12 protein-coding genes are annotated in these 14,231 nt (G+C 59.0%); 11 read left to right on the top strand and 1 reads right to left on the bottom strand.

What is annotated here, in order from left to right; translation table 11 throughout:
* Positions 1-203: 203 nt before the first annotated feature.
* Positions 204-1,286 carry an iron-containing alcohol dehydrogenase family protein gene (locus tag ACESSC_RS02980; RefSeq protein ID WP_373161133.1) on the bottom strand — a complete coding sequence of 361 codons (1,083 nt, stop codon included), beginning with the start codon at positions 1,284-1,286 and terminating at the stop codon, positions 204-206.
* A gap of 511 nt (positions 1,287-1,797) precedes the next feature.
* Between ACESSC_RS02980 and ileS the strand changes: the two genes are divergently transcribed.
* From ileS to ACESSC_RS02925, 11 genes are all read left to right on the top strand, one after another.
* Complete coding sequence (ileS, locus tag ACESSC_RS02975; protein WP_373161276.1) at positions 1,798-4,575, top strand: isoleucine--tRNA ligase; 2,778 nt, start codon at positions 1,798-1,800, stop codon at positions 4,573-4,575.
* A gap of 222 nt (positions 4,576-4,797) precedes the next feature.
* Positions 4,798-5,397, top strand: coding sequence for a signal peptidase II (lspA, locus tag ACESSC_RS02970; RefSeq protein WP_233502795.1), 600 nt, complete (start codon positions 4,798-4,800; stop codon positions 5,395-5,397).
* On the top strand, positions 5,397-6,410 hold the full coding sequence (locus ACESSC_RS02965) for an RluA family pseudouridine synthase (protein ID WP_089571720.1): 1,014 nt from the start codon (positions 5,397-5,399) through the stop codon (positions 6,408-6,410). The genes lspA and ACESSC_RS02965 overlap by 1 nt, the downstream gene beginning before the upstream one ends.
* An 82-nt stretch (positions 6,411-6,492) precedes the next feature.
* Positions 6,493-7,788: a glycosyltransferase family 2 protein gene (locus tag ACESSC_RS02960; protein ID WP_117635141.1), complete on the top strand. Its 1,296-nt coding sequence runs from the start codon at positions 6,493-6,495 to the stop codon at positions 7,786-7,788.
* A gap of 82 nt (positions 7,789-7,870) precedes the next feature.
* On the top strand, positions 7,871-8,293 hold the full coding sequence (locus ACESSC_RS02955) for a prepilin peptidase (protein WP_373161132.1): 423 nt from the start codon (positions 7,871-7,873) through the stop codon (positions 8,291-8,293).
* Positions 8,294-8,324: 31 nt separating this feature from the next.
* Positions 8,325-9,572: a deoxyguanosinetriphosphate triphosphohydrolase family protein gene (locus ACESSC_RS02950; protein ID WP_373161130.1), complete on the top strand. Its 1,248-nt coding sequence runs from the start codon at positions 8,325-8,327 to the stop codon at positions 9,570-9,572.
* A 60-nt stretch (positions 9,573-9,632) separates the two neighbouring features.
* Positions 9,633-10,982 (top strand): replication-associated recombination protein A, encoded by a 1,350-nt coding sequence (locus ACESSC_RS02945; protein ID WP_373161129.1) that lies wholly within the window; start codon positions 9,633-9,635, stop codon positions 10,980-10,982.
* 95 nt (positions 10,983-11,077) lie between these two features.
* A complete protein-coding gene (locus tag ACESSC_RS02940; protein ID WP_373161127.1) occupies positions 11,078-11,656 on the top strand; it encodes a hypothetical protein in 579 nt (192 codons plus the stop codon).
* A complete protein-coding gene (locus tag ACESSC_RS02935) occupies positions 11,649-12,026 on the top strand; it encodes an ATP-binding protein (RefSeq protein ID WP_373161125.1) in 378 nt (125 codons plus the stop codon). Before ACESSC_RS02940 ends, ACESSC_RS02935 begins: the two co-directional genes overlap by 8 nt.
* Before the next feature lies 1 nt (position 12,027).
* Positions 12,028-12,819, top strand: coding sequence for an RNA polymerase sigma factor SigF (locus ACESSC_RS02930; RefSeq protein WP_117583446.1), 792 nt, complete (start codon positions 12,028-12,030; stop codon positions 12,817-12,819).
* Complete coding sequence (locus ACESSC_RS02925; protein ID WP_373161123.1) at positions 12,816-14,228, top strand: AI-2E family transporter; 1,413 nt, start codon at positions 12,816-12,818, stop codon at positions 14,226-14,228. Before ACESSC_RS02930 ends, ACESSC_RS02925 begins: the two co-directional genes overlap by 4 nt.
* Positions 14,229-14,231 lie beyond the last annotated feature (3 nt).

Below are 14,231 nucleotides of genomic sequence, written 5' to 3'. Positions count from 1 at the left end.
GATACCATCACCATGATGATACCCTGCCTCTGTTCGTTCCTGTTTACCGTTCCGAGTAGTCCTTCCGCAGAATTTCCGATAAACAAAAAACGTACTCGAACCCTTTCTCGTAAAGAATCGGGTTCGAGTACGAACTGAATGCTGGAGCAATAAAAAACCACCAGAAAGGTGCCTGTCCCCTTTGTGGTGGTTTTGGGCCAGTCCTAGAGCGTGTGGCCGTAAGCGTCGGCAGCCTTGATGGCGGCGGCGAACTTTTCGTCGGTGAAGGGCTCGGGGTTTTCCTGCTTCCACTCGTTGGTGGTGTGCGCGTACTCGCACAGGGCGGGGATATCGGACTCGGAAAGCCCGACCTGCTCAAGCGTCACGGGCAGTCCCATCTGCTTGTTAAAGGCTGAGTAGCGCTCAAGGTTCTCGGTATCGCCCGTGTAGGCAAACAGCACCAGCACGCCCAGGCTCACGACCTCGCCATGCAGGTAGGTGCCCTCGCGCGGAATGCTGCAGGTGGCGTTGTAGAACGCATGCGCCACGCTCGAGTTGTAGTAGTAATCGTTTTGGTTGGTCAGGTTGGAGACGTAGCCCGTGTTGACCACGATATCGAGCGCGATCTGCTTGACGGCTTCGGTCGACAGGTTCTGGCGAACGTCCTCAAGACCCTGCACGCCATAGGTAAACAGCGGCTCGGAGCAGGTGTGTGCGAGCGCCAGGCCAAGACCTGCGGTGTGCTCCAGGTTGCCGGCGCTCGTGGCGTACTCGACCTCGGGCTGCTTGGACAGGGCATCGCCCACGCCCGCCCAGAAGTACTCCGCCGGAGCCTCGGCGATGATCTTGGGGTTGATGAAGATGTGCGCGGGGCGGTTGGGGTACGAATAGCCCTCGAGCGAGCCGTCGTCGTTGTAGACAACGGCAATGGCGGTCGCGGCCGAGCAGTTGGAGCAGATCGTCGGTACCGTAAAGACGATCTTCTTGAGCTCGATGGCCGCCGTCTTGACGGTGTCGAGCGCTTTGCCGCCGCCGCATGCGATGAGCACATCGGCCTCTCGGCAGGCGGGGGAGTTAACAAGCTTGGCGATATTGGCACGCGTGCTGTTGGTGCCGTAGACGCGTGTCTCCAGAATCTCGATGTCGGTGCCCTCCAGTGCCGCTTCGATACTGGGAAGCGCCGCGGCCAGTGCTCGTTTACCACCGATAATCGCGACCTTGGCCGCTCCGTACTCGTCCAGCGCGCCGGGCAGCTCGTCAAAGCAGTCCTCGCCGACGGTGTAGTCGCTCATTCCAATCGTGCGCATAGCAGCCTTCTTTCGTTAGATAAAGTGCTTTCAGGTATTTTGCTCCAAGTGAGTGCTTGCGACCGCGAGAAATTACTAAAGTATGAAACCGATGTTGAGGGTTTTTCGCCGGCGTTGACCGTGCTACCATACAGCGCATAAGCGTTGATGGGGACGAGTAGTCGGCCGTCCGTGTGCTACAGAGAACGGGGAGCGCTGAGAACCCGTGCATGCGACCGATGAAAATCACCCCGGAGCTGCGGTCCCAACGGACGCGCCGTACAGGCACGTCTTAGTAGACATCGCCGAGATGGTCGTCGATACAGGCCAGCCGAGTAACGGATGCGAGCGCGCTGTAATGCGGGTGAGGGCATCTAAGCTGGGTGGTTAAGCGAAGAGCTTTTGCGGGCAGACGGCCCGTTTTGTGGCGCTTCGTCCCAGCTTGCAGGGACGGGCGCTTTTTTTGGTGCCCAACGGGCGTGCGCGCCCACGACATGAAAGGGGTACCGTGGCAAACGAGTACAAGCAGACGATGAATCTGCCCAAAACCGGTTTTCCCATGCGTGCCGGTCTTTCCAAGTCCGAGCCCAAGCGACTCAAGGACTGGCAGGACAACAAGGTCTACGAGCAAGTTCTGAAGAAGAACGAGGGTCACAAGAAGTTCGTGCTGCACGACGGCCCTCCGTACGCCAACGGTCCGATCCACATCGGCCACGCCATGAACAAGATTTCCAAGGACATGATCAACCGCTACTGGATGATGCAGGGCTATGAGGTTCCCTACGTCCCCGGTTGGGACTGCCACGGCCAGCCGATCGAGCACAAGGTCGAGGAGAAGCTTGGCACCGAGAAGTTCAACCAGACCCCCACGGCCAAGATTCGTGAGCTCTGCAACAAGTTCGCTGTCGAGAACATCGAGCTGCAGAAGGCCGGTTTCCGTCGCTTGGGCGTGCTCGGCGACTGGGACAACCCCTACCTGACGCTCTATCACCAGCATGACGCCGCCGACATCGAGGTTTTCAAGGCGATGTTCGATAAGGGCATGATCTATCGCGGCCACAAGCCGGTTCACTGGTGCAAGCACTGCCACACTGCGCTGGCCGAGGCCGAGATCGAGTACTCCGACGAGACGAGCCCGTCCATCTTCGTGCGCTTTGAGATGACCTCCAAGCCCGCCGGCCTCGAGAACTTCGACGGCCCGGTCGACTTCATCATCTGGACGACTACGCCGTGGACCATCCCGTCCGACCAGGCCGTTTCCCTCAAGCCCGGTGCCGCCTACGTCGCCGTTGAACACGAGGGCCGTGCCGAGGTCATGCTCGAAGACCTGGCTCCCAAGTGCTGCGAGGAGTTTGGGTGGGAGTACACCCCGGTCATGGTCGACGGCAAGCCCTACGTGGTTCCTGCCGAGACCTTCCACCACATCCACTACAAGCAGCCGATCTTTGACGGCGTTGAGGGCGTGGCGCTGCTGGCCGATTACGTCGGTGTCGATGACGGTACCGGTATCGTCCACAACTCGCCCGGTCACGGCGTCGATGACTACTTTGCCTGCCTCAAGGAGGGCATCACCGACATCTGCATGCCGGTCGATGACGACGGCAAGTTCTACACCGGCGAGGAGTTTGGTACCGGTGGCCCCTTCAGTGGCATGGATACCGACGAGGCCAACCCGCACATCATCGAGTTCCTGCGCGAGCGCGGCACCCTGGTCCTCGAGAAGAAGATCACGCACAGCTATCCGCACTGCTGGCGCTGCAAGCACCCGGTGCTCTTCCGTGCTACCGACCAGTGGTTTGTCTCGATGGACAAGACCGGTTTGCGCGAGCAGGCCGGCAAGGAGGTCCGTGAGAACGTCAAGTGGTATCCGGCCCACGCGGCCAACCGCATCGGTGCCATGGTCGAGCAGCGTCCCGACTGGTGCATCAGCCGCCAGCGCAACTGGGGCGTGCCTATCCCCAGCTACACCTGCGCCGACTGCGGCGAGAAGGTCATGAACGACGCCACGCTCGACGCCGTCATCAAGCTCTTCCACGAGAAGGGCTCCGACGCCTGGTTCACCGACGCTCCCGAGAGCTATCTTGGCGAGGCCTGCGTCTGCCCCAAGTGCGGTGGCCATCACCTCAAGGCCGATAAGGACATCCTCGACGTGTGGTGGGATTCCGGCGTCTCCTGGAAGGCCGTCTGCGAGTACCGTCCCGAGCTGGAGTATCCGGCGGATGTGTACCTCGAGGGCTCCGACCAGCACCGCGGTTGGTTCCAGAGCTCGCTGCTCACCTCGGTGGGCGCCAACGGCCACGCTCCGTACAAGGCGGTCGTCTCGCAGGGCTTCACCCTCGACGGACAGGGCCGTAAGATGTCCAAGTCGCTCGGCAACGTCATCGACCCCAACAAGGTCTGCGACGAGATGGGCGCCGACATCATCCGCCTGTGGGTTGCCTCCGTCGATACCAGCTCCGACGTGTCCATCGACCACGAGATCCTTGCCCGTACGTCCGATGCCTACCGTCGTTTCCGCAACACGCTGCGCTTCCTGCTCTCCGAGCTCGAGGGTCAGTTTGAGCCCGAAACCGACGGCGTCGCCTTTGCCGACCTGCTGCCGCTCGACAAGCTCATGGTTGCCCGTCTGACCCAGGTCCAGGCCGAGGTCGACGACGCTTACTCTTGCTACGAGTTCCCGCGCGCTTACCGTGCGCTTTACGACTTCGTGGTTACCGAGCTTTCCAACGTGTACCTCGACGCCCTGAAGGATCGTCTGTACTGCGACAAGCCCGGTTCGCTCGAGCGCCGCAGCGCCCAGACCGTGCTTGCCGAGCTCTTCTCGATGCTCATGCGCGACCTGCAGCCGATCCTGTCCTACACGGTCGACGAGGCCATGGCCTATGCACCCGCCGGCTGCGTCGATCACCAGAAGTACGCCGCGCTGCTCGATTGGTACAAGTCGCCCATCACGGTTGACGAGGCCAATGAGTTTGAGGGCGTGCTCGAGGCTTCTCTTGAGCTCCGTAGCGCCGTGACCAAGGCTCTTGAGGATGCCCGCTCCGCCGGCACCTTCACCAAGAGCCAGCAGGTCCGCGTCAAGGCGGTCGTTCCCGCTGAGATGTACGCGCTGCTGACCGGTGATAAGGCCGTCGACCTGGCCGAGTTCTACATCGTCTCCGATGTTGAACTGACCCAGGGCGAGGAGCTTTCCGTTGCCATCGAGGCTGCCGAGGGCGAGTGCTGCGACCGTTGCTGGAACTACCGCACCACCGTCGGCGAGTACAACGGTCACGCTCACATCTGCGAGAGGTGTGCGAATGCCCTTTAAGGCACGGTAACTCGGCATTTTAGTTATAGGGAGAATTTGGGCGCCTTCGGCCCATTTGCTCCGTTGAATAAAAGCGGCATTCTGTTTTTCGGAATGCCGCTTTCGTTTTTAGCTGGTTATTTAGCTTGCGTTGGTGGATATGTCGTGCGTTCTGCGTGTGGCAATATAAGATGGTTAATTGCGTTAAACGTAATTCGATGTTTTTGAGGGTAGGGGATTGATTTGGGTCGTTCTGCGGATATGACGCCGCCTTTGCGTTGGCGGTTGGGTGTTGCTGGTAGCGTGGCGTTGGCCGTGCTGCTTGTTGACCAGCTGACCAAGCTTGCGGTTCGTGCCGTTGGCGATGCTCTGCATGTGACTGTTATCCCCGGTGTGATCGACTTCCTTTTCGTGCGTAACATCGGTGCTGCCTTTAGCATGGGCGAGGGACATGGCCTCGCATTTGCCGTGCTGGCGTTTGTCGTTATCGTTGCGATCGCGGTGTACTTGCTTCGCGCACCCCAGCTTGCTCGCTTTGAGGTTGTGGGCATGGCTATGGTCGTGGGCGGCGCCATTGGCAATGCGATCGACCGTCTGGCTTTTGGCTTTGTGACCGATTTTATTGCCACCACCTTCATCGACTTCCCCGTCTTCAATGTGGCCGATGTCGGCATTACGGTCGGTGTGGTGCTTGCCCTCATCGGCTACATGTTCTTGAGTCCTGCGGCCCGTGAGGTCGACGCGACCGCCGAGCTCAACGCCCGTGACGAGGCCCGCGCTAAGCGCAAGGCCCAGCAGCGTGGGGAGCGTGCCCGCAAGATTCGCGAAAGGAGCGAGCGCTAATGGCCGACATCCATATCCTTGTTGCCGACGATGCCGCTGGTCAGCGTCTTGACGCCTATCTGGGCGCTAATGACGGCTGCCCTACGCGCTCTGCATGCGCGCATCTGATCGAGGGCGGTGCCGTTGCCGTCAACGGCGAGACATGCCTGTCAAAAAAGTATGCCGTGCGCTCCGGCGACCGTATTTCGGTCGATTTGCCCGAGCCGCACGATCCCACCGATGTGATTCCCGAGGCCATTCCCCTCGATATCCGCTACGAGGACGACTACCTCATCGTGCTCTCCAAGCAGCGCGGTCTGGTGTGCCATCCCGCCCATGGCCACGAGAGCGGCACCCTTGCGAACGCCTTGGTCTATCACTGTGGCATTGACCATCTGGGCACCGTGCAGGGCGAGGACCGCCCCGGCATCGTGCATCGCCTGGATCGTGACACCTCGGGCCTTATGCTCGCGGCAAAAGACGACGACACCCAGCGCGCGCTCCAGAATCTCATCCGCACGCGCACGCTCGACCGCCGCTACATTACGCTCGTCCACGGCCACATTGCCATGGACGAGGGCACGATCAACACCGGCATTGCCCGTTCTACGCGCGACCGTGTCAAGATGGCGGTTTCGGACGATCCTTTCGCGCGCCAGGCCATTACGACCTTTAGGGTCCTCGAGCGCTTCGATTCCACGCGTTTTGACGATGGCTATACGCTCGTCGAGTGCCACCTGTTTACGGGTCGCACGCATCAGATTCGCGTGCACATGCGCCATATCAACCACGCCTGCGTGGGCGATCCGCTCTACGGTAAGTGCGATGCGCGTGCCGACCAGGGTTTGACCAGGCAATTCCTCCATTCCTGGCGTGTGGCGTTCGATCATCCCGTGACGGGGGAGCGCATTGAGTGCCGCGATGAGCTGCCGTGGGATCTCGCCGCCGTTCTGGATGACCTAGCCCCGCGCTCGCTCGGCCGCACTGCCGCCGGCGACGAAATCGTTCCGCAGCTCGGTCTACTCGAAGCCTAACCAGTATTAGGTGGTTTCTTGAACTCGGTTAGCCTACGGTAAGATATACGGTTGTTTACGTAACGCGTTCTCGGGAGCCTGCATGCTCGCCTTTTTACAAACTAACACGCCCATCGTGATCTTTAACCAGATTGTGGTTACGCTACTCACGGTCTGCTTTCTGTACCAGGTGGTCTTCTTTGTCATTGGCGCTCTTCGTGGCGAGGTCGCGCCTCCCAAGGCCAAAAAACTCCACCGCTATGCCTTCTTTATCGCGGCGCATAACGAGGAGGCCGTGATCGCCAACCTCGTTCGCTCCATCAAGGACCAGGATTATCCGTCCGAGCTTATCGAGGTCTTCGTGGTCGCCGATGCCTGCACCGATAATACGGCGCAGCTCGCGCGCGAGGCGGGCGCCATCGTTTATGAGCGCAACGACCTGGCCCGCAAGGGTAAGAGCTGGGTCATGGACTTTGGTTTCGATCGCATTCTCAACGAGTATCCCGACACGTTTGAGGGCTACTTTATCTTCGATGCCGACAACGTTATCTCCCGCGATTACGTCTCCAAGATGAATGATGCCTTTGACCAGGGCTTCCATGTGGTTACGAGCTATCGTAACTCCAAGAACTTCGGCAGCTCGTGGATTTCGTCTGCCAACGCCACCTGGTATCTGCGTGAGGCCCGCTTCCTCAACAACGCGCGCAACATCTGCAAGACGTCTTGTGCCGTCTCTGGTTCGGGCTACCTCATCTCCGCCAGCGTAATTGAGGGCATGCACGGCTGGCAGTTCCATACGCTGACCGAGGACATCCAGTTCACTACGTTCTGTGCCATTCACGGCATTCGCATCGGTTATGCGCCGGCGGAGTTCTTTGACGAACAGCCCGTGACGTTTAAGGCGTCCTGGAAACAGCGCATGCGCTGGACCAAGGGCTTCTACCAGGTGTTCTTTACCTACGGTAAGCACCTGGTCAAATCGACCTTCCGCTATCATCGCTTTGCCGCATATGACATGTTTATGACCATCGCTCCGGGCATGCTGCTGTCCCTGATCTCCATGCTCGCCAATGCGACGTTCCTGATCGTGGGTGGCCTTTCGCATGGTTTCTTGGCTACCGAGGTCGAGATGCAGGCTTGTGCCGCCTCGCTTATCATGACGTTCGTGATGATGTACCAGACCTTCTTTATCCTGGCGCTGCTCACGACCATCTTTGAGTACAAGCACATTCATTGCGCTCAAAAGTGGCGTCTGGTGACCAACCTGTTTACCTTCCCGATCTTTATGTTCAGCTATATCCCCATCACGGTGGCTGCACTGTTCCTAAAGGTCGACTGGGTCCCGACGCAGCACGCCGTCAACGTTACCCTCGACGAGGTCATGCAAGGCGCCAAATAACCACCATCAAAACCACCACAAAGGGGGCAGGTACCTTTGTGGTGGTTTTTGTTTTTGAGAGGGCTGTACCGGGAGGTGTCCTGTGGTCTATATCCCATTTTGGATCTGCGTCTTTGCCGGCGCGGCGATTGATGCCCGTGAGCGACGCTTTCCCAATGAGCTTGCCGGCGCGTGTGCGGTGGCGGCGTTTGCGGGCGTGTGGCTGGATGCGGGCTTGAACACGGCACTTGACCACGCTGGCCTTGCGGTCATCGTGTACCTTTCTCTTGTGCTGACTGAGTCGCTTTGGCGGCGCCTCCGTCAAGCCACGGGCATCGGCATGGGAGATGCCAAGGCACTCTTCGCGCTTTGCACGCTCGACCCTATGGGCGGCATCGTGGCATTTGCCGTCGCGCTCCTGGCCCTTGCCCTCTCTTGCCTCTTCACAAAATCGCGCTCCCTGCCTTTGCTGCCGTTTTTGGTGCCGATTTTTGCCATAATCGAGGTCGTGGGCTGCACATTGTAACCGATTGTGCATCCTTCTTAAGGAGCATGCCATGGCAACTAATCAAGAAACGGCCGTCATTAAGGCGCGCATGGACCGTATTCCCTCGGCGTTATCGCCCGAACTTGTCGAGCGCATTGCCGCAGATCGTGCTTCGGGCTATGTCAATCCGTACCGTTGCGACGATGACCAGGTCATCCGTCGCGTTGATCGAGCCGCAGACGAGGGCACGCTCATGCGTCCGGCGTTTATGCGCGATACCGAAAAGATTCTTCATCTTCCGGCGTACACTCGCTATGCCGGCAAAACACAGGTCTTCAGTTTTCGCAGCAACGACGACCTGTCGCGTCGTGGCCTGCACGTGCAGCTTGTCTCGCGCATCGCACGCGATATCGGCCGCGCCCTGGGGCTCAACTGCGACCTGATCGAGGCGATTGGCCTGGGCCACGACTTGGGCCACACGCCCTTTGGCCATGCCGGTGAGCGATTTCTCAACGATATCTATCACGAGCGCACGGGTCGTTATTTTTTCCATAACGTGCAGTCGGTCCGCGTGCTCGATGCGCTGTATGGCCGCAACGTGTCGCTCCAGACGCTCGACGGCGTCCTGTGCCATAACGGCGAGTACGAGCAACGTGTTTTTGAGCTTTCGGACATGAGTTCCTTTGACCAGTTCGACCGAACTGTCGAGGATTGCATTGCCACTGGCTATAGCGCGATTGAGCACCTGCGTCCCATGACACTCGAGGGTTGCGTGGTTCGCATCTCGGATATCCTTGCCTACGTTGGGCGCGATCGCCAGGACGCCATTGCGGCGGGCCTGCTGTCGCCCGACGCTTTTGACGACGGTCGGGGCGGCGCCTATAACAGCTGGATTCTCACGCACGCTTCCATCGATATCGTTGAGCATAGCTACGGCAAACCGCGTATCGAGATGAGCGAGGACCTGTTTGAGGAGATCCGCCGGGCTAAGCGCGAGAACTACGAGAAGATCTATAGCAAGGGCGGTATCGAAGGCGACTCCGAAGCGGAACTGCGCGAGGCCTTCGAAAAGCTCTACGACCGTTGCCTGCAGGATATAAACGAGGGTGACGAGTCATCCTACATCTTTAAGCACCACATTTCGCGTATTGAGCAGCAGCTTTCCTATTATGGCCGCACCTATGCTTGGCAGGACGACAAGGATCAGGCCGTCGTCGATTACATCGCAAGCATGACGGATGGTTATTTCTGCGAGCTGACGAGCAAATTGTTCCCAGGGCTAAAGTTTCCGCACCGCACCTATATTAACGAACGGTAGTTCGCATCCTTTCGGTATACTGTTGGTCAACAACGATTTTGATTGATGCACGGGATGGCTATGGACGACCTTTTTTCTGCTTCGACGCGTGAGCGCTCTTTTCAGAATGCCCCGCTTGCGGTGCGTATGCGCCCCAATTCGCTCGACGAGTATGTGGGCCAGCAAAAGGCCGTCGGTAAGGGCTCGTGGCTGCGCGCCGCGATTGAGCATGACGTGCTGTCGAGCGTGATTCTGTACGGCCCGGCTGGCACCGGCAAGACGACGCTGGCCCACATTATCGCCAACCATACCAAGAGCGAGTTTGTCGAGGTCAGCGCCGTGACGGGCACTGTGAAGGACCTGCGTCGCGTGATCGACGAGGCAAAGACGCGCCTGAATACGTATGACCGCCGTACCATCTTGTTCATCGACGAGATTCACCGTTTTTCGAAGTCGCAGCAGGATGCGCTTTTGCATGCGGTTGAGAACCGTACCGTCATTATGATTGGCGCCACGACCGAGAACCCGTACTTTGAGGTCAACTCGGCATTGCTCTCGCGTGGGCGTGTGGTAGAGCTTGAGCACCTGAAGGACGAGGATATCGCCATGCTCATTGAGCGTGCGCTCGAGGCGCCGCAGGGTTTAAACGGTAAGTTCTCGGCCGATGAGGATACAGTCAAGACCATTTGCACGCTGGCCGCGGGTGATGCGCGCTCGGCGCTCACGACGCTCGAGCTTGCGAGTGAGATTGCCGTTACGCGTCCCGATACTGCGGGAACGCCAGCGCCGGCGGCCGGGGAACGCTATCCCATTACCGTGGATGACGTGAAGATCGCCAATCCACGTCGTGGGTTTTCGTATGACAAAAACGGTGACATGCACTACGACATTATCAGTGCGTTTATTAAATCTATGCGCGGCAGCGACCCCGATGCCACGATCTATTGGCTCGCGCGCATGATCGACGCGGGGGAGGATCCCAAGTTTATCGCTCGCCGCATTATGATTCAGGCTTCCGAGGATGTTGGCAACGCCGACCCGCAGGCGCTTTTGGTGGCACATGCCGCATTTAAATCTGCCGAGGTCATTGGCTATCCCGAGTGTCGCATCAACCTGGCTCAGGCTGCGCTCTATGTGTGTCTGGCGCCTAAGTCCAACGCGTGTGAGGCCTCGATCGATGCGGCGCTGGCCGATATCCGCAGCAGTGGTCTTCGCGAGGTGCCCAGCTACCTGCGCGATCGTCATCGTCCTGGCAGCGACGAATACGGTGTGTATAAGTATCCGCATGATTATCCCGAAGGCTGGGTCGAGCAGCGCTACTTGCCCGAGGGGCTGGAGCGCGGCGCGTTCTGGCAGCCTGCCGGCCGCGGTTGGGAAGAGTGGCGTGTGGAGCAAAGCGAGCGCGACCGTAGCGGCAACGCTCCCAAGTAGGCCATTGGCGCCTCGCGCATTCCCTTTGGGTATCTTTGCCCTTCTTTGGGGTACCATGAAAAACGTCTGTATTTCGATTCCTTCGGGAGGCTTGTATGAGTCCCATTCAAATCGCCCTGCTGGTGCTCGCCGTTGCCGGCGTGTGGGCTGTTGTCGAGCTCGCGCTCACGCTGCGCAAGACTCGCACCGTCGTCGACTCGCTCGACAAGACGGTGAGTGACCTTAACAATACGCTCGCCGAGGCACAGCCTGTGGTGGCAAAGCTCGATGGCGCTGTCGATGAGCTCACTCCCGCGCTGGCACAGGTTGAGCCGCTCCTCAAGTCGAGCAAGACTGCCGTTGATGCTCTGACGTCTAACCTCGTTGAGGTTGAGGCGGTCGTTCGCGACATCTCCGAGGTCACGGGCAGCGTGGCCGAGGCCAGTAATGCCGTATCGAGCGTGACTGATTCTGCTGCTGGCGCCGTGCAGAAGCTCTTCAATAAGGTGAAGGCTCCTGCAGCCGACGCCGATCGCAAGCTCGCCGCTGCCGCCGCCGAGGCCGAGCAGCCTACTGAGCGCGTTCTGATTGACGATGACGATGCCGCTGCTGACGACGATGTTGTTCAGAAGCCCGCTGCTAAGCCTGCTCAGTATTACACCTATACGCCTGCCGAGGAGTCCTGCGATGAGTAGTGAAGCAACCTGCCCCATTACGCTGAGCGTTGCCGGTGATCCGCGTCTCGCGCGCTTGGTGCGCATGACGGCCGCCAACGTCGGCGCCCTGTGCTCTATGTCCGTCGATCGCATCGAGGATATCCGCATGGCTGCCGAGGAAGCCTTCATCTTTGGGTGCACCGCGGTCGACTGCGACGACATCACGATCAATTTCGATGTGGACGAATCTCACGTCGGCATGACCTTTACCTTTGGGGAACAGGCCACCGTCGACGAGGATGACCAGGCTGCGGTGTATGCCGAGCTCATTTTGGCGAGTGTGTGCGACTCCTACGAAAAGACTACAGCGCCCTTAACGCTTTCCCTCGACCTCAAGGCGGATATCTAATATGACCGAACGTTCCCGGAGCGGCAAGACCGCTTGGGACAAGGAGAAAACCCGCGAGTTGTTTCGTCGTTATAAGGAGACCGGTGATCCGGATGCTCGCGAGCAGCTCGTCATGTCCCATATGAACCTGGTAAGGTTTCTTGCCAACAAATTTAAGAACCGCGGCGAGCCGCTCGATGACCTTTTGCAGGTCGGGTACTTGGGCTTGCTCAAGGCTATCGATCGCTTTGATCCTGAGCGCGGACTCGAGTTCACGACGTTTGCCACGCCCACCATCTTGGGCGAGATTAAGCGCCACTTCCGCGACAAGGGCTGGAGCGTGCGCGTGCCCCGTCGTTTGCAGGAGCTCTCGGCCAAGGTCAACCAGGCTACCGATAAGCTCACCAACGAGCTGCAGCGTTCGCCCAAGGTTGAGGAAATCGCCGAATACCTGGACGTGACCGTCGACGAGGTGCTCGAAGCCATGGAATCGTCCTCGGCTTACACCTCGGTGCCCATCGAGGCCCCCGGTGCGTCCGATTCCGATGATGCGCCTTCGATTCTCGATCGCTATGCCGACGACGACAACGAGCTCGACTTTACCGATGACCGCCTGGTAATCGAGGAAGCTATCCGCGATTTCTCGCCGCGCGAGCGCGAGGTTATCGAGCTGCGTTTTGTGAAGGGCATGACCCAGATCGAGATTGCCAAGAAGCTTGGCATCTCGCAGGTGCAGGTCTCGCGCCTGCTGCGCCGCACGCTTAAGAAGATTCAGGATAAGATTGATCCCGACGGAGTGATGGTTCGTTCATGAGTGAGCACCCCCAACAAATCGACCGCACGCTTCGCGATACCCGCATTCTGACGCTGCGCATTTGGGGCGTCGTCGGCTGCATTGTCATCGCTGCCGTCATCTTTAACCTTATGGGCATCCTGGCACCGGTCATCGAGTTTCTCGCTGTCGGTTCCATCATCGCTTTTGTGATGTCTCCGATCACCAACTGGCTCGAGCATCACGGCGTCGGACGTGGCCTCGGTTCGCTCATCGCACTCATTGTGGTTGTTGCCGTGCTCGTCGGCGTCGTCTGTATCCTCTCGCCTATTTTGCTCGGTCAAATCATGGAAGTCCTGAGCCGCCTGCCCGAGCAGCTTCGTGTTGCGGGTGGCGATCTCAACGAGATGCTCTCGCACGCTAAGACGCTCAACAACACGCCGCTCAAGGAGTATCTGGACGACAATCTTTCTTCGCTGGTTACCGTAGCGTCCAAGTACGTCTCGCAAATCGCTGCTGAGCTCGGCCGCGGTGTGTTTCCGCTCATTACCAACACGGCCTCGCAGCTGTTCGTCATCTTCCTGGGTCTGGTGCTTGCCTACTGGCTTGCCTGCGATTATCCCCGCATGCACCACGAGGTCTGCACCATCATCGGGCAGGAAAAAGAGACCTCGTACCGCTTTATGGTTGCCATCCTTTCGCGTTCGGTCGGCGGCTACATGCGTGGCATGGTCGTCACATCGATCTGTGGCGGTTTTCTTGCCTTTATTGGTTTTACGATCATCGGCCATCCGTATGCAGCACTCATGGCTATCTTCACCGGCATTATGCACCTGGTTCCGGTTGTCGGTCCCTGGGTGAGTGCGGCGATCGCCACGGTGCTCGGTTTCATGTTCAGCCCCATGTTGGCGTTATGGACGCTCATCGTGACCATGGTGGCTCAAAACGTCACCGATAATGTCATTTCGCCTAAGGTCATGCAGAGCTCGGTGCAGGTGCATCCCGTTATGAGCCTGACGGCTCTCGTTATCGGTTCGGCACTCATGGGTCCCATCGGCATGGTTATCGCCATTCCGCTGTGCGCGGCCCTCAAGGGCATTTTCGTCTACTACTTTGAGAACGAGACCGGGCGTCAGCTCGTGGCATACGATGGTGCCGTGTTTAAGGGCACTCCGTATCGCGATACCGAGGGTAACCCAGTTGCCGCCTACGACGCGCTTGGCGACGATACGTTCATCTATGAGTCCGAGCTCATCGGCAACGAGACCGCGCCCGAGGCCCAGGCCATGCCCAAGCCCGAGCTCGATAATCCCTGGATTAAGCTCTCAGGCCTGCAGCCCGACGCGACGGGTTTCTTTAAGAACCCCTTTGCCAAGGACGACGACACAAGCTCTGACGACGACACCAAAACCGGCATCGACGGCTCCATGGACGATTCGGATTCCAAATAGGCC

Source organism: Collinsella aerofaciens (assembly GCF_964243765.1).
In the GTDB taxonomy this organism is placed as follows: Bacteria; Actinomycetota; Coriobacteriia; order Coriobacteriales; family Coriobacteriaceae; genus Collinsella; species Collinsella aerofaciens_BU.
The sequence above is the reverse complement of the archived record's forward strand: the minus strand, read 5'-3'. Positions and strand labels throughout refer to the sequence as shown.